We start from the raw sequence: 22818 nt of genomic DNA, 5'->3' as shown, positions 1-22818 counted from the left end.
AATATTAACTTTGCCTCAAATATTTGAAAACATGAGCGTACAACAAAATAGCAACAATAACTTTAACTGGCTTTATTATGCATTAGGTTTAGTATTTGGAATTATAACTGCAGTGGTTATTACGCAAAGCTATATTTATGCAATTCTGGGTGCAATCTTCGGTTTATTAACTGCAGGTTTATTCTTAAACGCTTTAGTAAAAGGCAGAAAATACTAATAACTAACTTTATTAAGAGATAACCGGCTCTTATACTGTTACTAATCTACTTTTGATGAAGAATATATTTATTCTTGTTTTCGCTCTTTTGTGCCTTGGTGTAAAAGCACAGGAAAATTCCGCAGCAGACATTAAATTTCCCGTTGCAGACCCTAGTCCGGCAGATATGGTTTACTATCCGCTAAATGCCCCAAAGGTAAAAGCAGACGATGCAACAAAACCAATCATCAAAATTATTTATTCTCGTCCGCAGAAAAAGGGGCGTGAAATTTTTGGCGTTTTAGAGCAGTATGGCAAAGTTTGGCGTTTTGGCGCTAACGAAAGTACCGAGGTTAAATTCTTCCAAAAAGTAACCATTGGTGGCAAAAAAATTAAGGCTGGTACTTACAGTTTATTTGCCATTCCAGATAAAGATAAGTGGACTATTATTGTAAATAGCCAAACGGATAGATGGGGTGCTTTTACATACGATCAATCAAAAGATCTCGTTCGGGTAGAAGTTCCGGTTAAAACTTTAGTAAAGCCAATCGAATATTTCTCACTAACATTTACGCCGAAAGAAAAAGGTGCTAATTTAATTATTGGCTGGGATAAAACTCAGGTTGAGTTGCCGATTGGTTTTTAAGATTTCAAAACATTCATTATACAAGCCTTCAGAAAATCTGAAGGCTTTTTTGTTTCCAAGAATCCTATTTTTGTAAGAAAGAATAACGCGTTCAATAAAACCCCGGTCTGCGACCACCCCTCTAAGAGAGGGGAATTTGTCGGATTTTATAGGCATTTTGTCATTCACCTCTTTCAGAGGAGTGCCTGAAAGGCGGGGTGTTTATTCTATTTTCGTATTTGACAAATCTTATTAAGGTTTTCTAACTTATCAAGCCACCCATAAATGGATCTGTAATCGTAATTTCTCCTGTTTCTATTTTCCCTGCAAAGCGGTGACTAAAAACTGTATTTCCAGCCTGGCTAATACTGAAATCGTACCAATTTCCGTTCTTGGTTGTATTTAGCGATATAATTGTACTTGCTTTTGGTTTTAAAGTTATTCGTTGAATTCCAGATTTATAGGCATTATCTATTATTTGCAGAGCAAGCGTACCAGATGATTTATTTTCGATTTCAAAAACTAAATTTCCGCTTAGCTTTTTGGCTACCAATCCTTTTTGCTCTGGATAAACCTTTACCGAAAGATTAGGATTTGATCTGTTTCCCTTAAAATGACGGTGGAATCCATTTGGTCCTGTAATCGCCAAATCGTAAATGCCGTTGTCAAAATCATCCAGACTAATTTTATCATTCAAGATGGCACCGGCTTTTACTGCATAAGCCCAAATTTTACCATTTACGCCTTTATATTTTGAAGGTGTGCTCATGTTAAAAGGAGCACCAACGGTTTCTGTTTGGTTCCCAAACAATGTTTTAACAGATTGAAAAGTTAATTCAAGTTCGTTGTTTTTCAATACAGAATCTACCACCAAATGATAAGGCAATGCACATGCCGGTTTGGAACCACTTTCCTGTTTCGGGATATGTATTGATGTTTCTGAAGAAAAAGACTGGTGCTTGTTTATTTTTGAAACTTCCGTTTGGTTTAATGCTGTTGGGCCAACCTGCGCTGGCTTATTTTTGGCGTTTTCTATACTGGTAACCACGGCTTCCTTTTTGAGCGATTGTGGCGATTTAATTTCTTCTCCGTTATAGGGTCTAAATACTGAAGTCAAATCTCCAGAAACGGCTCTTCTCCAATCGCTAATGTTATTGCTTTTAATCTGTTTGCCTGTTTTTCTATTGAGCCACTTCTCCATAAACATAAGCGAAGAAGTGTGATCGAAAACCTGCCCGTTTACAAAGCCGCCCTTACTCCAAGGCGAAGCAACAACTAGGGGAACTCGATAACCCATTCCAATTGGGCTGGCTTTCTTGGCTTCAAAATCTGTAGCATAATTTATCCCAGGAGAAACTTTTCCTGTTGATGGGTCTTCGGGATTAGGCACTACAAATGGTGGCTGATGGTCGAAATAACCATCGTTTTCATCATAGGTTAAAATGAAGATGGTCTTTTTCCAAACTTCTGGATTTTTAGTTAAAATATCTAAGGCTTCTGATACATACCAGGTTCCATAAAGCGGGGAGCTGGTGTGATCAGAAAATCTTTGTGGGGCAACCAGCCAAGAAACCGTAGGGAGTTTTCCTTCATCTACATCTTTTCTAAACTGATAAAATATATCTCCCTTAGGGATATTTATCGTTTCAGATTTTCCTTCATCGTTGGTAAAAGTAAATGGAGCAAGTTCCAGATAATCTTTTTGACTGATGTTGGTTTGAAAAGCTTTATCAATTAAATTCTTCTCTTTTGGAGAAAGTTTATCATACTTCGCCTGAACTTCTTTTGCGCTCAAAGCCGGCTTAACGGTATTATCACCGTTTTTTCTAAAATAGGCCGAAAGCTTTACATTATGCCTTGAGATATATTCTACAGGATTGTCGCCATAATTACCCAACCAGTCATCTATTTCGCCTTCGGGTAGTTTCGATGTCCACAGTTCGTTCTGATAAATACGCCAATCTATGCCGTTATCCTCAAGTGTTTCCTGAAAGGTTGGCCAGTCTACAAAAACATTATTCTGCGATTCTGCCTGATCGTTATTTACAACAGCTACTTTATTCTCACTTCGCTCTCCCCTAACTGTTCCGGTAAAAAAGAATAAACGGTTGGGCGTAGTTCCAGTTAACGAAGAGCAAAAATGCTGATCGCAAATGGTAAAAGCATCTGCCAAGGCATAATAAAAAGGAATATCGTTGCGGTTATAATGCGCCAATGTCATCGGAGATTTTGCAGGAATCCACTTATCGTATTTGCCTCCGTTTCTGGCTGCCAACTGATCGTTCCACGAATGCGGTAAACCGCCTTGCCAGGTAATTTTTGTTTTGTTAATATCTACATGGAAGGGCGCATAGGTGTAACCTTGATTATCCTTTTGCAACCAAACTTTATTTCCATCCGGCTGGATATGTGGATGTGGATCATTAAACCCTCTCACACCCTTCATTTTACCAAACATGTGATCGAAAGATCTGTTTTCCTGCATTAAAAACACAATATGTTCGGCATCGTAAAAAGTACTTCCCAGTTCGGGATTAATAGACATTGCTTTAAGTACCGAACTCGGCAAAGCGTTGGCCATACCGGTAGCTCCAGCAAATAGAGCAGCCTTTTTTAGAAATTCTCTACGTGAATCCATTTGTATATATTTAAGATGATCGAACAGATGTTATACGATCCATCTTTGCATATTCTATTATTTCTGGTATACCCTTACATAATCTACTTTCATCGTAGCCGGAAAAATAGAATCGTCTACGCCTTTTTTTCCGCCCCAGCCACCGCCAACGGCTATATTTAAAATCAGATGGAAATTTTGATCAAACGGCCATTCAGGGCTTCCCTTTTTAGTGTTTTTAAAGGTTAAATATTTTTGATCATCAACAAAGAAATCCATGTGATCTTCAAACCACTCTATAGCATAAACATGGTAGGCCGTGTAAGGATTAATTCTTACACCCTTACCTACCTGCGTATGGATTACATGATTAAATTTTTCTGTATGTACGGTTCCGTAAACGCTGTCCGGTTCGTAGCCCACGTGTTCCATAATGTCTATTTCTCCACTTTTTGGCCAATCGCCATATTTCCAATCTGTTGGAAGTGCCCAAATTGCTGGCCATAATCCTCTGCCTTTTGGTAAAATTGCGCTCACTTCTACCCTTCCGTATTTAAAGTCGAATTTGTTTTTGCTTACCAAGCGAGCTGAGGTATAATGATTTTTATCCTTATCGGCCTTTAATGCGGTTATATTTAAATTTCCTTTTTTAACATTTGCGTTGGCAGAATCTGCATTTGTGTAATATTGAAGCTCATTATTTCCCCAGCCGTTTCCACCAACATCATAAGACCAGTTTTTGCTAAGAGGTAAACCGGCATCGTTAAATTCATCGGCCCATTTCAGTTTCCATCCATTTGCAACGGGTGTTTTTTTCAGTTCTTCAAAAGTCAATTCGGGTTCGTTTGTGGTAATATAATCTACATTATGTGCCAAAAGCCATTGAATTTCTGGTACTGTATTTACCGTCCAAGCGTTTACGGTTAGTCCTAATTTATGTGCGTTTTCAATCCAGCCATCTTTTTGATAAATGCTATAGTGGTAATCCACCCCTGTTAATTTATCGGCTTTCATTTGCTCGGCACTGATCTCGCCTTTCAAGTAGGCAACCTTAGCTTTTGGCAACAGGGCTAAAACACGCTTGCAATAATCGTAATCGAAGCTGATGTATTCTACCCAATCTACAACTTTAAGTTTCTGCACCATTTCGATGCATTTATTTGTTACCTCGATTCCTCTTTCCTTGCTTATTAACGATGGCTTAATTTCTAAAATAAGCTTTGTGGTTTTCTGCTTTTTACCTGCAGATAGATAAGCCTCAAGGGTTGGGATTTTCTCGCCATTACTCATAGTTTTGGTTAAGAGCTCTTCGTACTTAACTTTTTCGATGGTTAATCCCTGAAATTCTGGATCATGATTGATTACCAAAACATTATCAGCGGTCATCCAAACATCAAACTCAGATCCATAACAGCCCAATTTTACAGCTTCGTTTAATGAAGCAATAGAGTTTTGAGGAAAATTATTTTTCTTCCACGCACCACGATGGGCAATAACCTGATTTTTATTCCAGTTAAATTTTTGGGCAAAGGTGGTAGAAAAAACAAAAACCATTAGGCTAGATATAAGTACTCGTTTCATATTTGGGTTTGATTATGCAAAAAATCAAAAGTAGATTTTTATAAGAATATTACCTTTAAATCTATGTAACCTTTGTATTAATTTAAAACAAGATAAAAAATTTAAAATTGATTTCGCTAGAAACGATAATGATGACGTTATAAAGGCGTTACCTTATTACAAAGATTTTTCAATTGATTTTATATATTTACGCTAAAGCGTATGGCAGGTAATAACTATAATGATTTACTAAAAAAAATAGATGAATTCATCCGAAAGTTTTATTTAAATAAAATTTTGAGGGGGAGCATTTATGTTGCCACTATTTTGCTAGGTTTGTATCTTCTTGTTTTTCTGGTACTTTACTATTTAAATCCTGGGGCTAGCTTTAAAACTTTTATATTCTTTAGCTATTTATTGCTGGCCCTGCTGCTCATTGGTTTTTTAATTATCAAGCCTTTGTTGGCCATGCTCAAGCTTGGTAAGCATTTATCTTTTGATGAAGCATCGGTTATCATCGGAAACCACTTTGCCGATATTAAAGACAAATTGCTCAACACACTTCAGCTTCATCGCCTTTCGGAGAATCTGCCAGAAAATAATCATTTAATTTTGGCGAGTATTGATCAAAAAATATTGGAGCTTAAGCCAGTCCCGTTTTATACGGCTGTACGGATTAATGATAATCGAAAATATTTAAAATACCTCTTTATCCCGCTTTCAATTATTTTACTAATCGGTATAATTGCTCCGGCGATTTTAAAAGAAGGAACAAATAGTTTTTTCAAATACGACGAGTATATCGCTCCGCAAGCACCTTTTAGTTTTAATGTTTTAAACAAAAATTTAACGGTTACGCAAGGCGATGATTTGACGCTTAACTTAAAACTAACCGGCGATCAACTTCCTGCAGATGTTTATGTGGAAGATGGAAAAAATACGTATAAACTCGAAAAAGAGAACATAAGTAAGTTTAATTATAGCATCAAAAATATTCAAGGCGATAAAAAACTGGTTTTCAAAGGTGGCGGTTTCAGCTCTCCTATATTTACGGTTAGCGTTAAACCTCGTCCAGAATTGCTAAGCGCTACAGCAACATTAAATTTTCCCGCTTATTTAGGTAAAAAACCCGAAGAGATTTCTAACGTTGGCGATCTGTTACTGCCTGAAGGCACAAAAGTGAACTGGAATTTTAAAACCGGACAGAGTAATGCACTTCTTTTTGTGCTAAACAATCAACAGTATGTATTAAAAGTAGCCGAAAACGAATCTGGTTTTAATGCAGTTATCAATTCCAATTCAAAATACAGCATTACACCAAAAAACCAGTATGCTACCCTGCAGGATTCTCTATCGCATCAAATTACAGTGATTAAAGATCAAACTCCAGGTATTTCGGTAGAAGAAAAAACAGATTCATTAAGCAATAAAGTACTTTATTTTACTGGTGAGGTAACTGATGATTATGGATTTTCTCGCCTAAACTTTAAATATAACATTAAAGAAAACAATAAGACAGTTGGTACCGGAACCAAAAACATAGCCATTAAAACCAATGCGACAGACAATAACTTTTTCTTCTTTTGGGATTTAAAAGCCATTGCACTAAAGCCTGGTCAGGAAATCGAATATTATTTCGAAGTAGCAGATAATGATGGTGTTAACGGAGCAAAACTAACACGCTCCGAAATAAAAACCTTTAAACAGCCAACCAAAAAAGAAACCGCAGACCAGGTTAATGCAAGTAATCAGGCATTAAAACAAAAAATGCAATCTGCTATTCGTTTGGCAAATACCATCGAAAAGGAAAGCAAAAAAGTTGCCGAAAGTCTGATCGATAAAAAACAGATTTCTTTTGAAGATAAAAAACAAATTGAAGCGCTGTTGGATAAACAAAAGCAACTTGATGAAGCTGTGAAAGAAATTAAGGAGCAGAACGACAAAAACATTCAAAACCAGGAAGATCAAGGTCAAAATCAAGAGCTTTTAGAAAAACAGAAGCAGATTAAAGATCTTTTTGATAACGTGCTTGACGAAAAGACAAAAGAGCTTTTGCAGAAATTGCAAAACCTAATGAATGAGAAAAATAAGGACCAAACGCAAAACGAACTTTCGAAAATGCAGTTGGACAATAAAACACTTAAAAACGAGCTCGACAGAATTTTAGAGTTATATAAGCAATTGGAATTTGAACAAAATCTGCAAAACGACATTAACCGTTTGGATGATTTGGCCAAACAACAGAAGGAGCTTGCAGATCAAACAAAGAACAAAAAAGAAGACAATCAATCTTTAAAAGACAAGCAGGAAGCTTTAAACAAAGAAATGAATGATTTGAAAAACGATTTGAAAAAATTGGAGGAAAAAAATCAATCATTAGAAAAGCCAAATCCTTTCGATAATCCTGAAAAGGAAATGCAGGAAATACAGAAGGACCAGCAAGACAGTAAAGATGCTTTAGATAAAAAAGATCAGAAAGGCGCAAGCCAAAAACAACAAAAAGCTGGAGAGGAAATGGAAAAACTTTCCAAAAAAATGAGCGACATGCAACAACAGGGCGAGGAAATGGAAAACAACCTAAACGCCAAAGAACTGCGCCGTTTATTAGAAAATCTGCTTAATACTTCTTTCGAACAGGAAAAGGTTATGCTCGCCCTTAAAAAAATGACGAATGCCGATCCATCTTACATCAGTAATGTTCAAAAGCAACGAAGCATTAAAGATAACCTCAAAACCATTGCAGATAGTTTGTTTTCGCTGAGCAAGAGAGTTCCGCAAATTGAATCTACCGTGAATGAAGAGATGAATAAAATTAACTTCAATTTGGATAAAAGTTTAGAAAGTCTTGGAGATAGGCGAACACCAGAAGCGAATCGCTATCAGCAATTTACCATGACTTCAATAAATAATTTAACATTGATGTTAAGCGAGGCGTTAAATCAGTTGCAAAACATGTCTAAAAACTCAAAAGGCGGAAAAGGCAAACAAAAACAGGGTATGAAACAGCTTTCGCAAATGCAGGAGCAACTGAACAAAAGTATGCAGAAAGCTAGGGAGCAAATGCAAAAATCTGGTAATCAGGGTACGGTTGGCAAAGGCGAAATGAGTAAGGAGTTTGGAAAAATGGCTCAGCAACAGCAGATGATCCGTCAGGCTTTGGAAAAAATTAATAGAGAAGATAATAAGGATGGTACGGGTAAAATGGGCAATTTAAATCAGGCCATTAAAGATATGAAGCAGACGGAAAGTGATTTGGTAAACAAGCGATTGCAACAAGAAACCCTGCAACGCCAGAAAGAATTGTTGACCAAGCTTTTAGATGCAGAAAAAGCTGAACGAGATCAGGAAGAAGATTCTAAAAGAGAAAGTAAAGCCACAAAAGAGTTTCCTCCTTCCTATCAAAAAATGCTCGATCAATATAAAAAACAACAGCTAAACGGAAGCGATATGTTGCAGAAGTTACCACCGAGTTTAAACTACTATTACAAAAACAAAATTTCCGAGTATTTAAAATCGTTGAGTTTGACACAATAGGTTTTGTATGGAAAATGACGGAGCCAATCATCTTATTTAGAAAGATGAAAATATTTGGAATTATTACACTTAGCCTAATTTTTATTTCTTGCATCAGAGAACGAGAATTGCAATTAGTTTTAACTGATCAAAGTAAAAATGCTTTATGGAATCAGAAAGAGGTTTTTCAAAATGGAAATTTATCAGGGGTTATTAATCAATTCGAATTTTATAAAGATGGGAGTTCAATGGCCTTTATTTCAGATAATGAAAGTAAAAAAGGTATTCAAGCTGTATTAAATTTAGAAAGTTCTAGTTTGGGTAGTTGGCACTTTAGCAAAAAAGATAGTACCTTACAGATTTGTGCTGTCTTTATTTTCAAAGTAACAAGAATAAGCCAAGATACAATTTTTATGAGTGGAAAGGGTTTTAAAGGCAATTATCTTTTAATTAGAGTTGTGCCAAAAAGAGACTAAACTTATCGGTTTGTGTCCCCAAGAACCGAAACGACATTATTACGCATCCTGTCATTCTGAACGCAGTGAAGAATCTCCAAGCTATGAAAAACTACCTTAAATGCCTCACTTACTGGAATTAGTAGGTTAAGTTCTGCAGAGCTAATGGGTTGCGGATTCTTCACTGCGTTCAGAATGACAAGGCGCATACCACATTTGACCAAAAATTATTTCCTAAATTTGCGCTTATAAATATTCCAATATGCCTGCGATTTCCTTTTTTACAGAGTCTATCTCTTATAATTTACCACAAAAGTTAAAAATTAAGAAATGGATAAAAGCTACAATAGAAAAAGAAGGCTATAAACTGGGCGAGCTTAATTTTATTTTCTGTAGTGACGATTATTTGCTCACGATTAATCAGCAATACCTCAATCATGATACTTATACCGACATTATTACTTTCGATAATTCTGATATAGCAAAGCGCATTGTAAGCGACATCTTCATCAGCATAGATCGGGTTAAAGAGAATGCAAAAACCTATAAAACCACAGATTTTGACGAGGTTTGCCGCATAATGATCCATGGAACACTTCACCTTTTGGGTTATAAAGACAAAGGCAAAGAAGCGAAAACCTTAATGACACAAAAGGAAGATGAATATTTAGACCTTAGAGCCGAAGCTGGGATTCTTATCTAAACTTTCGCAAAGGCAATTGCTTCCTTAAAAGATTCGTAAATTAATTTATTGTCTCTTCTTAAAAGTGTTGGGTTTACCTTAATCTTCACAAAACCATCTTCCCTGGGTTGCCCAAAAATAATGTTGTGCTCCGCCCGTAACCTTGCATTTAATTTCGCAGCATCTATACCCTTTTCTACACTTACATTAAATTGATTTGTACCATTTTCTATTGGGATAAACTTTAAACCTTTTAGCCTGCCAAATTGCTCAAAGAGATCTTTAGTTTTAATGATAATCTTTTGCATTACTTCATCTATATCAGTTAAATGATGCAAAGCCATCGCGGCACTTGGCCAATTGGTAAAAATACCTCCGCCGTGAATTTTAATTAAATGATGCATCTGATCGATTATACTTTTATCGCCACAAATTATCGCTCCTCCCGTTGCACCCAAATATTTGTACAAACACATATAAACCGTATCAAAATATGAAGCATACTCCTTTACCGTCGAATTTGTAAAAGAAGTTGCCATGTGTAATCTTGCACCATCCAAATGCATTTTGTAGCCCTGCTCCTTGCACCATGTTGAAATTCTTTTTATTTCGCTCAGTGGAACAGCCTGATTGCTACATCTTCTTACTGGCGTTTCGATAGATACTGCACCAACGCTCCCTACAAATGCCTCTCCTTCCTTATGATATTTAATAGATTCCTGTAATTCTTCTAAAGTAAAATGAGATTTGCCTTCGCCCAGTGGAATTAGCCTTTTGTTAAACAATGTTTGCGCTGCATCACCTTCATCTCGATAAACATGACTGGTTTCCTGCACAAATGCCTTGGTATTACTTCCACATAAAACACTTATAGCCAGTTGATTAGCTAATGTTCCAGTAGGCACGTATACTGCAGATTCCTTGCCCGTTATCTCTATAAACTTTTTTAAGAGCTTTTCTAAAGTTGCTCCTTCACCATAACTGTCTCTTTCAATTGGATTTGCTGTATTGATTTCCTGGAGCTTATCAATAAAATCTGTTGGTCGATAAAATATCCCATCATTTATAAAATACACCGCTTCGCTATCTTTTGATGGCTGTCTTTCTGGCTTCGCTAATGCAGAAAATGGAATACTTGATGCAATTATCGGTAATGCAGAAAGCGTAGAGAGTTTTAAAAAATCGCGACGTTTAAAGTTTGACATAATTTATTGATTGCAGTATTTAATAAAAATGAGGTTTTCCTTCTTCTTTTACAAGTTAGCTATTTTAATTATTAATATATTGATTATCAGATATATAAATTATATACAAAATAAACATATTTAATTTTTGTGCAATAATCTGATATTTTCTATGCGTCCTGCCAAATATTCTACTATCCTGTTCATTTTTTTATTCCCGTTCGTCTAATAGTTATGGGCGTTCGTCGATAAGAACCTCTTGCTGGTATAATACAGCAAAATCGGCTGCAACGTTTTGGCCATAGTGGCGTCTTATATTCAAAACAACAACAAAAAGATTTTAAAAAATAAAAATATACGGTTATGAAAAACTCTATTAAAACATTATTCGCAGCAGCTTTAACAACAATTATTTTAGGTACTGCAAGCGTGGCAGCAAATGCAAACGAAAATAACAACAGCTTTACAAACTTAACTTCGGTTAAAAACATCAACAAAATCAAAATCAGCGGGAACGTAAAATTAATTCTGATTCAAGACGGAACTGAAAGCGTTCAGGTTTATGATAATTATTATGCAAAAAATGCCTTGGTGCAACAACAAAATGGCGAGTTGCGCATTAGCTCGTTTGATAAAGAACCATTAACAGTTATTGCTCACGTTAACAATATTTCATCTATAGAAGCTTCTAATACCTCAAGCATTAAAACCGCTGGAAATTTTAATTTATTAAACTTAAATGTGGTTTTAAATGATGATGCTTCAGCCGATATAAAAGCAAATACTGTAAACTTAAAAACAAACATTAATGGTACTTCAAATTTAACCCTCAGCGGTTCAACCCAAAATTATAGCGCAGTTTTAGGTTCTATTGCAAAGGTTAGCTTGAATGATTTTACAGCAGCAGAAAGCAATGTAAGTAGCGCACCTGTTCTTACTTACCACACAAATAGATACGAAGATTTAAAAGCCGATTTATTAGAATCTATCTTCTAATAATCGAATAAGATAAAGTTTAGTTTTAGTTAATGATTGAAGCAGCGGGGGAGCGAGTCCTACCGCTGTTTTCTTTTATATGCCTAATTTAAAAATCAATATTCTGCCATTTTTAGCAGATACTGAACAGCTCTGATATTTCGATATCATACTCCAAATATTTTATCCGTACTTTTGCACTAATTTTCTTTTATAAATCCGAAATACACAGAAATTGAGCACACTAATTGCGGCAGAAGGCTTAGGTCATGGTTATCATGATGAATGGCTATTTAAAAATTTAACCTTAGGCATTAACTCTGGTCAGCGTGTAGCGTTGGTTGGAATTAATGGTGCTGGAAAGAGTACACTTTTGAAATTATTGGCAGAAAGGTTTCCTCCGCTCGAAGGTAAGATTGTAAAAAATAAGGCTGTTAAAATTGGCTTTTTAGATCAAGAACCTCAATTTGCTGAGGGCTTTTCGATCAGTGATCATATATTTTCTTTAGAGAACAAACAGCAACAGTTAATTAAGGAATATGAGGAACTTATTGAAAACCCTAATCCTGATGAAAAAACACTTAATCGTTTGTACGAAGAATTAAGCGAACATAATGCCTGGGAATATGAGCACGAGATTAAAACCATTTTGAACAGAATGGGCATTACGCACCTGCAACAAAAAATCTCAACGCTTTCTGGCGGACAAAAGAAACGTTTAGCTCTGGCAAAACTTTTAATTGAAGATCCAGAAATTTTAGTTTTAGATGAGCCTACTAACCATTTGGATATTGATACCATTGAATGGTTAGAGAAATTACTTACAACCGGACAAAAAACAATTCTATTGGTTACACACGATAGATACTTTTTAGATAACGTTTGCAATACGATTGTTGAACTAGATAGAGGCAAGATTTTTAACTACAACGGAAATTATGCCTATTATTTAGAGAAAAAATCTGAAAGAGAAGCTTTAGACGCTACTGTTTTACATAAGAACCAACAGCTATTAAAGAAGGAATTAGAGTGGATGAGACGCATGCCACAGGCTCGTGGGACCAAATCTAATGCCCGAATCAATGCTTTTTACGATCTAGAAGAAAAAACAAAGAAAAAGTCTGATAATCAGACCATTAACTTACAAATGAAGATGTCTCGCCAAGGTGGGAAGATTATTGAGCTAGAACATATTGCAAAATCGTTTGATGGTCGTCCGATTATAAATGATTTCAGTTATACCTTTAAAAAAGGAGATCGAATTGGCTTAGCTGGTAAGAATGGTACGGGTAAATCTACCTTGCTCAATATTATTACGAGTCAATTAAATCCAGATAAAGGTAAAGTTGATACGGGCGATACTACGGTTTTTGGTTATTATAAACAAGGTGGTTTAACCTTCGATCCAAAAGAAAGGGTAATTGACATAGTAAAATCTGATGCGGAATACATCAAAATGGCTGATGGGTCTGTAATTACGGCTTCTGCCCTATTAACCCTTTTCCTCTTCCCGCCAAAGAAACAACATGGCATGGTAGAGAAGCTAAGTGGGGGCGAAAAGAAACGTCTAAACTTGATGAAGGTTTTAATGCAGAATCCAAATTTTTTGATTTTGGATGAGCCGACCAACGATTTGGATATTGATACTTTAAATGTATTAGAAGAGTTTTTAGAAAATTTCCCTGGTATATTAATGCTGGTTTCTCACGATAGATATTTACTTGACAAAATGAGCGATCAATTGTTTATCATGGAGGGTGAAGGCGTAGTTAAAATTTATAATGGTAATTATTCTGAATATCGTTTAAGCTTGGATCAACCAAAAGTTAAAACTGAAACCAAGAAAGCTCCTACACCTGTTGTAGAACAAGCCCCGATTAAAGCTGTAAAAAAATTGAGTTTTAAAGAACAAAAAGAACTTGATGAAAGCGAAAAAGGAATGGCTGATACGGAAAATAAAATAGCGGAGTTAACAGGAAGCTTATTAAATATTAACGCATCCGACTATGTTAAGATTCAAGAGATTTCTAGCGAGATTGATATTCTCAAAGCAAAACTTGATGAGTATACTATGCGTTGGTTAGAATTATCCGAATAATTGATTGACAATTTCAGTGGCTTTACTACGTTATGTTTCACGTGAAACGTTGGAAAATTTTCAATTGAAATTGTCAAATAAAATATAATGTTTGATAAGCTTAACATAAAATATATAATAAAAAACAAATTGTTCCACGTGGAACAATTAAGAAATAAAAAATAAAATGTTTTCAAAATACGATTTGATTGTTGTTGGTGCAGGACATGCAGGCTGTGAGGCCGCTGCCGCTGCTGCCAATCTTGGATCATCTGTTTTATTAATAACCATGAACATGGGCACAATAGCCCAAATGAGTTGCAATCCTGCAATGGGTGGCGTAGCTAAAGGCCAAATCGTTCGTGAGGTTGATGCAATGGGTGGTTATTCTGGAATTATTTCTGATAAATCGACCATTCAGTTCAGAATGCTAAACCTTTCAAAAGGCCCCGCGATGTGGAGTCCTCGTGCTCAAATAGACAGAATGCGTTTTGCTGAAGAATGGAGGTTGGCTTTAGAAAGAACACCCAATCTAGATATGTGGCAAGATAGTGTTGTTGGTTTACTGGTTAAAGACAATACTGTTTATGGCGTAAAAACATCGTTAGGAGTTGAAATAGAAAGTACTGCCGTAGTGCTAACTAATGGAACCTTTCTTAATGGCATAATGCATATTGGAGAGAAGAAATTTGGTGGAGGTAGAACTGCAGAAAGAGCATCAACCGGTATTACCGAGCAATTGGTAGAATTAGGTATGGAAGCGGGTAGAATGAAAACGGGTACTCCCCCACGCGTAGATGGAAGAAGTTTGGATTACACCAAAATGGAAGAACAATGGGGAGATGAAAATCCGGGTAAATTCTCTTATACCGATACTGAAGTTTCGGCCGATCAACGCTGCTGTTGGATAACCTATACCAACAGTGAAGTACATGAAACATTGAAAGAGGGTTTCGAAAAATCGCCAATGTTCACTGGTCGAATTAAAGGTTTGGGTCCAAGGTATTGTCCATCTATTGAAGATAAAATTAACCGTTTTGCTGAACGAGATAGACATCAGATTTTTGTGGAGCCCGAGGGATGGAACACTTGCGAAATTTATGTAAACGGTTTTTCAACCTCGCTTCCAGAAGATGTACAATTTAAAGCATTACGTTTAATTCCAGGTTTTGAAAATGCAAAAATGTTCAGACCAGGTTATGCAATTGAATACGATTTCTTCCCACCTACCCAATTATCATTAACCTTAGAAACTAAATTAATCAACAATTTATTTTTGGCTGGTCAGATCAATGGAACTACAGGATATGAGGAAGCGGCTTGCCAAGGATTTATGGCCGGTATAAATGCACATCAAAAAATAAACGATAAACATGAGCTGATCATGAAAAGATCAGAAAGTTATATTGGCGTATTAATTGATGATTTAGTTACCAAAGGAACTGAGGAACCTTATCGTATGTTTACTTCTCGTGCAGAACATCGTTTATTGTTGAGACAGGATAATGCAGATATTCGCCTCTCACCTCTTGGTCATGAACTGGGCTTGATTAGTGATGAGCGTTTAGAAAAAGTAAATCAGAAAATTGCCAAAGCAGATGAGCTTGTTAAGTTTACCAAGGCTCAGGGTATTGATATGACTGATGCAAATCCAATGCTCGAAAGTTTAGGTTCAAGTGCTTTAAACCAGAATGTAAAAATTCATAGCTTGGTTGGTAGACCACACGTTGGTTTGAAAGACATCATAAAAGTAAGCGAACCCTTGGCAAAAGCAACTGAATATTTGGATAAGGAAACAATTGAGCAGGCGGAAATAAAAATTAAGTACCAGAGCTATTTTGAAAAAGAAAATGAGATTGTAGCCAAAATGCTAAAAATGGAAGACAAGGAAATTAATCCAGAATTTGACTACAATAAAATCATTTCGATTTCAAAAGAGGCCCGTGAAAAATTATTTAAGATCAAACCACGAACTTTAGGTCAAGCTTCAAGAATTTCTGGTGTTTCTCCATCAGATATCTCCGTTTTGATGGTTCACATAACTAAATAACTGATAATCAATTAATTAAATACAAAAAATAGTAACTTTAAATAAAGCCGTATAATTGAAAAAAAACATTTTTTGATATTACGTCTTCAAAAACATTAAAAATTCGTTAGAACGCTTAAAATATGCCAAATTTAAAAGCTCAGTATTTTAACCTTAAAAATTTAACAGTTGTATTTGCCCTGCTCCTATTTTTTGGTTGTGCGAGTATCCAAACCCCGCAGGGTGGACCAAAAGATACCAAACCTCCAAAGGTTTTGAGCATGCTTCCTAAAAACCTAACCAAAAATTTTAATGCTAAAAAAGTTGTAATTGAGTTTGATGAATATTTTAACATTAACGATGAGTTTAAGGAATTTTCGATTTCTCCTGATCAGGAAAAACTTCCCATTTTAAAAAAGCGTCAAAAAAGATTGGAAATTACACTTCAAGATTCTTTGGAAAAAAATACAACTTATACGCTGAATTTTGGAAAGTCTATTGCAGATGTAAATGAAAATAATGTTGTTAAAAATCTATCGTACGTTTTTTCTACCGGGCCAGAAATTGATTCATTATCGTTAAGTGGCCGAGTTTCCAGTGCACTGACCGGTGAGACAGAAAAAGATGTAGTGGTATTTATCTTGCCATTGGAAAGAGATACGCTATTCGGAAAAAAGAGACCATCAATATATACGCTAACCGATAGTTCTGGAAATTATAAATTGAACAATCTTCGAAAAGGTTCTTATAAAATTTATGCTTTGAAAGAAACCGGAAGCGATAAAATTTATCAGCAGAGTTCTGATGAAATTGGATTTATTAAAGATCCAATCGTAATAGACAAAAATATTGATAATATAAACCTTCAGGTATTTAAGGAACTTGCTCCAGAATTTAGAGTTGTAGATCGTAAACTAAATAACGACGGAAGCATATTGCTTACCTTTAATCAACAACTTAAAAATCCAAAATTAACTGTTATGGATCCTCCAGCAGTAGACGTTGGAAAAAGGGTTTATTTTAATAAAACTAACGATACAGCAAAGGTTTGGGTAAATGATTTAAGTTTCGATTCTTTAAAATTGGCCATTCAAGATCAGGGAAAGGTTTTGCAAACCGTTGGTTTTACAAGAGGCAAGAAAGATACTTATACTAGAGATTTAACCATAACAGATAATTTATCTGCCAACAAGCTTAATCCATATCAAACTATAACCTTAAATTTTCCTTTTCCCATTACTGCTGCCGATGCATCAAAAGTAACCTTACTTGAGGATTCTGTTAAAAGAACAAATTTTGAATTGGTAAAAGACAGCGTAGATTTTCTTAAATATTATGTTAAATTCCCATGGAGGCAGAAAAGAACATACGATTTAAAATTGGGCGCCGGAACGTTTACGGCCATTTTTAATGCAAAAAACAAGGAAGTAAATAAGACTTTCAAAATGGAAACAACTGATAGTTATGGAACCTTGACTTTGAATGTAGAAGTTCCCGATACTTCGAAAAGTTATATTGTACAGTTTATCAACGAAAAGAAAACGCCAATAAAATCATCGGTAATCACCAAGAATTCACCTATTATTTTTGCTAATTATCCGGCAGGAAAATATTTTATTAGGGTAATTTACGATGAAAATAAAAACGGAATTTGGGATACCGGAAATGTAAAATTAGGACTTCAACCAGAAAAGATTTGGTATACCACCAAAGAAATGTCGTTAAGAGCAAACTGGGAAAGAGAAGAACAGTTAGCCATACCATTAACCCCACCATTGGTGCAAGAAAATCCGAATTTTAATAAGAAAGAACCAACTCCAAGTGATAATACCACTCCAGGACTACGGGAGGCTCCAAAATCACTTAGGAAAAATTAATGCCCAACTTAGTGGATTGGCGCTTTAAACCACTCGCTATACATAATATAATTATCTGGCAACTTATTTAATAGAGCTCTTTGCTCATCAGTAATGGGCTTTATTTTTTTTGCAGGTGTGCCAGCGTACAGGTAACCTGTTTCACAAATGGTATTTTCCAAAACAACTGAACCAGCTGCAATAATGCAGTATTGTTCTATAACGGCATGATCCATTACTATTGCACCCATACCAATTAAAACGTTATCTTCTACGGTACAACCATGTACAATAGCGTTGTGCCCTACTGATACTCTGTTACCAATATGAGTTGAGGCTTTTAAGTAGGTAGCATGAATTACTGCCCCATCTTGAATGTTTGATTCATTTCCAATGCTAATGGAGTTTACATCACCTCTAATCACGGCATTAAACCAAACGGAACAATTATCACCAATAATTACATCGCCTACTATGGTAGCATTTTCTGCAATGAAATTTTCTTTTCCAATTTGAGGATATTTATCTTTTACGGGAAGAATTAAAGGCATATTTTGTTTTTTTGGGTGTTTAGTTTTTTTGTTAGTTGGAAATATTTTGTTTATTTATAATGGAGTGATTAATCATTTGATATCTTAACAACTAAAACACAGTATCAACTAATTTTTCTGCATGATTTGGATAATCAGTAGTAAAATGCAATCCCCTACTTTCTTTCCGCTGCATGGCAGATTTAATAACTAAATAAGCCGTTTGAATTACATTTCTCAATTCGCAGAGCTTAACTGAAACCTTATTTTTTTTGTAAAATTCTTCCGTTTCCTGATGGATCAAAAATAATCGTCTATGCGCTCTTTCCAACCTGAAATCAGAGCGAACAATGCCAACATAATCGCCCATTACTTTTTGTAATTCTCTTAAATTATGGGTTACTAAAATATCTTCGTTACTCTGTGTAACACCATGAGAATTCCATTCTGGTATATTTTCTGGAATGATATTATTTTTAAAGTTTTCAATAGCATCCTGATAAATGCGATGAGCAAAAACGGTTGCCTCTAATAACGAATTGGAAGCCAATCGGTTAGCACCATGTAAACCGGTTGATGAGCATTCTCCGCAAGCATAAAGATTTTTTATCGATGATCGTCCATATTCATCAACCATAATTCCACCGCACATATAATGTGATGCAGGTGTAACCGGAATGTAATCCTTTGTCATATCAATACCGATCGATAAACATTTGGCATATATATTAGGAAAGTGTTTCAAAATATCAGCTTTCTTGCGCATGGTGATATCGAGATAAACAAAATCATCACCAGATTTTTTCATTTCATTATCAACAGCTCTGGCTACAATGTCACGTGGCGCTAAAGATTTACGCTCATCGTATTCTTGCATAAATTCTTCGCCATTTTTACGACGAAGTACACCGCCAAAACCACGAACCGCTTCTGAAATTAAAAAAGACGGATACTCTCCAGGATGGTACAAAGCCGTTGGATGGAACTGAATAAACTCCATATTCCGAACTTTTCCTTTAGCACGATAAACCATCGCCATACCATCTCCAGTAGCAATTACAGGATTAGTTGTTGCAGAATACACATGTCCAGCACCACCAGAAGCCATTACAGTAACATTTGCCACAATCTTTTCAACATCGTTAAGCTCTGTGTTAAAGGCATATATACCATAACAGTTAATATCTTCGGTACGTTTATCCACAAACTCACCAAGGTGGTGCTGAGTAATTAACTCGAGTGCAAAGTAATGTGTTAATATCTCTATGTTCGGATTCGAATGAATTTCCTTTAAAAGTACACGTTCAATCTCATAGCCAGTGATGTCTTTATAGTGCAAAACACGATGCTCTGAGTGGCCTCCTTCCTTAGCCAAATCATAGAAACCAGAGTTGTCTTTATCGAAATTTATACCATAGTCAATAATCTCCTGAATACGCTGAGGACCTTCTTTTACAACTATTTCTACAATTTTCTCGTCGCATAATCCATCGCCTGCAATGAGTGTATCTTCAATATGTTTTTCAAAAGAATCGTCTTTATCCACAACAACTGCAACACCGCCCTGAGCGTATTTTGTATTGGATTCATCTTCGTTAGATTTAGTAACAATTAAAACCTTACCAAACTTGGCCGCCTTAAGTGCAAAACTCAAACCCGCTATACCTGAACCTATTACCAGAAAATCTACTTTTCTCATCAATTAAAACCTTTAATTATCAACGATGTTAACAAGTGTTTGATAAGTGTTAACTCTATGTCTAAATTATACTAACAAATAAATTTGAATGTTTAAAGCTACTCTAAAAAGACAATTTGCCACAATCTTTTACCCAATTTTTAAGCACCTTTGTACAAGTAATTAACTTTTTACCCACTTACAAACAATTAACATTCCAATATTGATAAAATTTAAGTCGATTTTCGATAGTGCTGAATATCAATCTTATCATATTATAAAAATGTAATCTAAATGTTAGTAAACGATTAACAACTTACATAAAAGAACTTTTTTTCGAAACTTGCCAACATTACCAACACACTAATAAACAAACAAGATTTATTTAAATTAAAATACTTATTAATTATTGAGACGTGGAAAGCTTTATCTTTGGCCAACGTCAAAATTCAAAAAAGGAAAATAGTAATGAACATCGATGTCTTAGAAGAAATTAATAAAAAGGGATTTGTTGAGGAGGAAATAGATCCTACCCTCGACCTTTTTGTTGAGATTGAAAAATTGAAGAAAGAAAAGAATGCGATAATTCTTGCTCACTATTATCAAGAACCTGATATACAAGATATTGCTGATTATATTGGCGATAGTTTGGGACTTTCTCAGGAAGCTGCGAAAACAGATGCTGATGTAATTGTTTTTGCTGGTGTACACTTTATGGCCGAAACAGCCAAGATTTTATCGCCATCGAAAAAGGTTTTATTGCCAGATGTTAAAGCAGGTTGTTCCCTTGCCGATAGTTGTCCACCACATTTGTTTAAAAAATTTAAGGAGAAATATCCCGATCATTTAGTGATTACTTACGTAAACTGCACAGCGGAGCTAAAAGCTTTAAGTGATATTGTTTGTACTTCAACCAATGCAGTTCAGATTGTAGAAAGTTTACCTAAAGATCAGAAAATTATTTTTGGACCAGATCGTAATCTGGGTGCTTATGTAGCCAAAAAAACGGGCAGAGATTTAGTGCTTTGGAATGGTGCGTGTATGGTTCATGAAATTTTTTCTCAGGAAAAAATTACGAAATTGAAAGAGCGCCATCCAAATGCAAAATTTATTGCGCATCCGGAATGTGAAGAAGTAGTTTTAAAAATGGCCGATTACATTGGATCAACCACTGGACTTTTAAAGTATACGATTACTAATCCCGCAACAGAATTTATTGTAGCCACCGAAAGTGGAATTATCCACCAAATGGAGAAAGCAAATCCTACAAAAACTTTTATTCCCGCACCGCCAAACAACAGCTGTGCTTGTAACGATTGCCCTTACATGAAAAGAAATACTTTAGAAAAACTATATTTATGTATTAAAAATGGTTTGCCAGAAGTAACTGTGCCCGAACATATTATAGAGCAAGCCCGTAAACCGATTCAAAGAATGTTAGACATTTCTGCAGAATTGGGGTTATAAAAAGATCGTCATTGCTCCATGCCTCGCAATGATGGAAAAAACAATTAGATGAAAACAAACAACATCCTTAAAAATTACGCTGGCCTATTGTGGCTTCTGGCAGGAATTACTGTTGGAAGTATTGTAGGTTTAATTTTTGGGAAAAGTGTAGAAAGTATAAAACCACTGGGTGATATATTTTTAAATCTGTTGTTTACAGCGGTGATTCCCCTTGTTTTTTTTGCTGTTTCATCTGCGATTGCCAATATTGATAGAACTAAAAAATTAGGAAAACTGCTTACTGTAATGGTATTGGTTTTTCTATCAACCGTTGTAATTTCGGCAGTTTTAACTTTGGTGGCAACCTGGTTATTTCCAATTCACCAGGCGCTTGGTAATAATCCAATACCAACAGAAACGACTAAGATGCAGTCTTTTGGAGAACAAATGACTCAACTCTTAACCGTTGGAGAATTCTTTGAAATTGGAAGTAGAAAAAATATGCTTGCGCTGATTATTTTTTCAGTTTTGGTTGGCTTTTCAACTTTATATTCTGGAAAAGAAGGTGATGGTTTTAAAAATTTCCTAGTATCTGGTAATGAGGTGATGAAAAAACTCATCATTTTAATTATGAAGTTAGGACCAATTGGTTTGGGTGCTTATTTTGCTTATCAGGTTGGTGTTTTCGGACCACAATTATTTGGCACTTATGCAAAAGCTTTAGGTTTATATTACGGCGTTGGCGCATTTTATTTCATTGTATTTTTTACGCTGTATGCCTTTATTGCAGGCGGTTTTAAAGCCATAAAAGTATTCTGGAAAAACAATATTATTCCATCCTTAACGTCAATTGGAACGTGTAGCAGCATTGCCACCATTCCGGCGAATTTAGATGGTGCAACAAGAATGGGTGTTCCGGCCTATATCACAAATGTAACGGTTCCCTTAGGTGCTACGTTACATAAAGATGGATCGAGCATTAGTTCTATTGTTAAAATTGCCGTAGTTTTTGCCATTTTTGGAAAAGATCTGGTACATGTAGATACCATAATTTTGGCTTTAGGAATTACAGTTCTGGTAAGTATTGTAGAGGGTGGAATTCCAAATGGAGGATATATTGGAGAACTGTTAATGATTTCAGCTTATCAGTTGCCACCAGAAGCTTTACCACCGGCAATGATTATTGGAACTTTGGTTGATCCGATGGCAACTTTGTTAAACGCAACGGGCGATAATGTTGCAGCGATGTTGATCGCAAGATTTACGGAAGGTAAGAACTGGATGGAGAGTAAGGATTTGTCATCCTAATCATTTTTCATTTAGACTGAAGCGTAGCGAAATGGAGAAATCCTTGGACGAAGCTTAAAGATTTTTCCACTTCTGTTAAAATGATAA

Annotated in this window: 16 protein-coding genes; 11 read left to right on the top strand and 5 right to left on the bottom strand. The window is 35.5% G+C overall.

Annotated elements, in window-relative coordinates; all coding sequences use genetic code 11:
- Nucleotides 1–31: 31 nt before the first annotated feature.
- The gene (locus tag DF947_RS06555) at nucleotides 32–217 is read left to right on the top strand and encodes a hypothetical protein (RefSeq protein WP_109928901.1); all 186 of its coding nucleotides are present in this window, start codon (nucleotides 32–34) and stop codon (nucleotides 215–217) included.
- A gap of 55 nt (nucleotides 218–272) precedes the next feature.
- On the top strand, nucleotides 273–842 hold the full coding sequence (locus DF947_RS06550) for a DUF2911 domain-containing protein (RefSeq protein ID WP_109928900.1): 570 nt from the start codon (nucleotides 273–275) through the stop codon (nucleotides 840–842).
- Between the two features lie 241 nt (nucleotides 843–1083).
- Here DF947_RS06550 and DF947_RS06545 read toward each other — a convergent pair whose 3' ends face one another.
- Together DF947_RS06545 and DF947_RS06540 are read right to left on the bottom strand one after the other, a co-directional pair.
- Nucleotides 1084–3459, bottom strand: coding sequence for a phosphocholine-specific phospholipase C (locus DF947_RS06545; protein WP_109928899.1), 2376 nt, complete (start codon nucleotides 3457–3459; stop codon nucleotides 1084–1086).
- A gap of 57 nt (nucleotides 3460–3516) precedes the next feature.
- Nucleotides 3517–5019, bottom strand: a complete 1503-nt coding sequence (locus DF947_RS06540) for a glycerophosphodiester phosphodiesterase family protein (RefSeq protein ID WP_109928898.1) — start codon at nucleotides 5017–5019, stop codon at nucleotides 3517–3519.
- Between the two features lie 201 nt (nucleotides 5020–5220).
- Here DF947_RS06540 and DF947_RS06535 point away from each other — a divergent pair, with 201 nt between their 5' ends.
- The 3 genes from DF947_RS06535 to ybeY all read left to right on the top strand — a co-directional run bounded on the left by DF947_RS06535 (nucleotide 5221) and on the right by ybeY (nucleotide 9669).
- A complete protein-coding gene (locus DF947_RS06535) occupies nucleotides 5221–8532 on the top strand; it encodes a DUF4175 family protein (protein WP_109928897.1) in 3312 nt (1103 codons plus the stop codon).
- A 44-nt stretch (nucleotides 8533–8576) separates the two neighbouring features.
- On the top strand, nucleotides 8577–8987 hold the full coding sequence (locus tag DF947_RS06530) for a hypothetical protein (RefSeq protein ID WP_146202881.1): 411 nt from the start codon (nucleotides 8577–8579) through the stop codon (nucleotides 8985–8987).
- Nucleotides 8988–9228: 241 nt separating this feature from the next.
- Nucleotides 9229–9669 (top strand): rRNA maturation RNase YbeY, encoded by a 441-nt coding sequence (gene ybeY, locus DF947_RS06525; protein ID WP_109928895.1) that lies wholly within the window; start codon nucleotides 9229–9231, stop codon nucleotides 9667–9669.
- On the opposite strand, the gene DF947_RS06520 is transcribed toward ybeY, so the two are convergent.
- Complete coding sequence (locus DF947_RS06520; protein WP_109928894.1) at nucleotides 9666–10853, bottom strand: threonine aldolase family protein; 1188 nt, start codon at nucleotides 10851–10853, stop codon at nucleotides 9666–9668. The two genes, ybeY and DF947_RS06520, sit on opposite strands and share 4 nt — an antisense overlap.
- A gap of 342 nt (nucleotides 10854–11195) precedes the next feature.
- On the opposite strand from DF947_RS06520, the gene DF947_RS06515 reads away from it, so the two are divergent.
- From DF947_RS06515 to DF947_RS06500, 4 genes are all read left to right on the top strand, one after another.
- On the top strand, nucleotides 11196–11828 hold the full coding sequence (locus tag DF947_RS06515; RefSeq protein ID WP_109928893.1) for a GIN domain-containing protein: 633 nt from the start codon (nucleotides 11196–11198) through the stop codon (nucleotides 11826–11828).
- Nucleotides 11829–12042: 214 nt separating this feature from the next.
- Nucleotides 12043–13905, top strand: a complete 1863-nt coding sequence (locus DF947_RS06510; protein ID WP_109928892.1) for an ABC-F family ATP-binding cassette domain-containing protein — start codon at nucleotides 12043–12045, stop codon at nucleotides 13903–13905.
- Nucleotides 13906–14071: 166 nt separating this feature from the next.
- The gene (gene mnmG / locus DF947_RS06505; RefSeq protein WP_109928891.1) at nucleotides 14072–15934 is read left to right on the top strand and encodes a tRNA uridine-5-carboxymethylaminomethyl(34) synthesis enzyme MnmG; all 1863 of its coding nucleotides are present in this window, start codon (nucleotides 14072–14074) and stop codon (nucleotides 15932–15934) included.
- 122 nt (nucleotides 15935–16056) lie between these two features.
- Nucleotides 16057–17790 carry an Ig-like domain-containing protein gene (locus DF947_RS06500; protein WP_109928890.1) on the top strand — a complete coding sequence of 578 codons (1734 nt, stop codon included), beginning with the start codon at nucleotides 16057–16059 and terminating at the stop codon, nucleotides 17788–17790.
- 8 nt (nucleotides 17791–17798) lie between these two features.
- On the opposite strand, the gene DF947_RS06495 is transcribed toward DF947_RS06500, so the two are convergent.
- Both DF947_RS06495 and nadB read right to left on the bottom strand, forming a co-directional pair.
- On the bottom strand, nucleotides 17799–18320 hold the full coding sequence (locus tag DF947_RS06495) for a gamma carbonic anhydrase family protein (RefSeq protein ID WP_109928889.1): 522 nt from the start codon (nucleotides 18318–18320) through the stop codon (nucleotides 17799–17801).
- Nucleotides 18321–18411: 91 nt separating this feature from the next.
- On the bottom strand, nucleotides 18412–19998 hold the full coding sequence (gene nadB / locus DF947_RS06490; protein ID WP_109928888.1) for an L-aspartate oxidase: 1587 nt from the start codon (nucleotides 19996–19998) through the stop codon (nucleotides 18412–18414).
- Nucleotides 19999–20445: 447 nt separating this feature from the next.
- Here nadB and nadA point away from each other — a divergent pair, with 447 nt between their 5' ends.
- Nucleotides 20446–21444 (top strand): quinolinate synthase NadA, encoded by a 999-nt coding sequence (gene nadA, locus DF947_RS06485; protein WP_109928887.1) that lies wholly within the window; start codon nucleotides 20446–20448, stop codon nucleotides 21442–21444.
- Nucleotides 21445–21492: 48 nt separating this feature from the next.
- Nucleotides 21493–22731, top strand: a complete 1239-nt coding sequence (locus tag DF947_RS06480) for a dicarboxylate/amino acid:cation symporter (protein ID WP_109928886.1) — start codon at nucleotides 21493–21495, stop codon at nucleotides 22729–22731.
- Nucleotides 22732–22818: the final 87 nt, after the last annotated feature.

Origin of the sequence: Pedobacter paludis (assembly GCF_003173575.1) — a bacterium.
Classification (GTDB): domain Bacteria; phylum Bacteroidota; class Bacteroidia; order Sphingobacteriales; family Sphingobacteriaceae; genus Pedobacter; species Pedobacter paludis.
Note: the sequence above shows the minus strand (reverse complement) of the source record. Positions and strands in the feature narration are given on the sequence as shown.

Bases quoted from the DNA above. Each gene is read 5' to 3' on its own strand.
- DF947_RS06540 (WP_109928898.1), bottom strand. From the start codon at position 5,019: ATGAAACGAGTACTTATATCTAGCCTAATGGTTTTTGTTTTTTCTACC.
- DF947_RS06530 (WP_146202881.1), top strand. From the start codon at position 8,577: ATGAAAATATTTGGAATTATTACACTTAGCCTAATTTTTATTTCTTGC.
- DF947_RS06515 (WP_109928893.1), top strand. From the start codon at position 11,196: ATGAAAAACTCTATTAAAACATTATTCGCAGCAGCTTTAACAACAATT.
- DF947_RS06495 (WP_109928889.1), bottom strand. From the start codon at position 18,320: ATGCCTTTAATTCTTCCCGTAAAAGATAAATATCCTCAAATTGGAAAA.
- nadA (WP_109928887.1), top strand. From the start codon at position 20,446: ATGAACATCGATGTCTTAGAAGAAATTAATAAAAAGGGATTTGTTGAG.
- ybeY (WP_109928895.1), top strand. From the start codon at position 9,229: ATGCCTGCGATTTCCTTTTTTACAGAGTCTATCTCTTATAATTTACCA.
- DF947_RS06550 (WP_109928900.1), top strand. From the start codon at position 273: ATGAAGAATATATTTATTCTTGTTTTCGCTCTTTTGTGCCTTGGTGTA.
- DF947_RS06480 (WP_109928886.1), top strand. From the start codon at position 21,493: ATGAAAACAAACAACATCCTTAAAAATTACGCTGGCCTATTGTGGCTT.
- mnmG (WP_109928891.1), top strand. From the start codon at position 14,072: ATGTTTTCAAAATACGATTTGATTGTTGTTGGTGCAGGACATGCAGGC.
- nadB (WP_109928888.1), bottom strand. From the start codon at position 19,998: ATGAGAAAAGTAGATTTTCTGGTAATAGGTTCAGGTATAGCGGGTTTG.
- DF947_RS06500 (WP_109928890.1), top strand. From the start codon at position 16,057: ATGCCAAATTTAAAAGCTCAGTATTTTAACCTTAAAAATTTAACAGTT.
- DF947_RS06555 (WP_109928901.1), top strand. From the start codon at position 32: ATGAGCGTACAACAAAATAGCAACAATAACTTTAACTGGCTTTATTAT.
- DF947_RS06520 (WP_109928894.1), bottom strand. From the start codon at position 10,853: ATGTCAAACTTTAAACGTCGCGATTTTTTAAAACTCTCTACGCTTTCT.
- DF947_RS06545 (WP_109928899.1), bottom strand. From the start codon at position 3,459: ATGGATTCACGTAGAGAATTTCTAAAAAAGGCTGCTCTATTTGCTGGA.
- DF947_RS06535 (WP_109928897.1), top strand. From the start codon at position 5,221: ATGGCAGGTAATAACTATAATGATTTACTAAAAAAAATAGATGAATTC.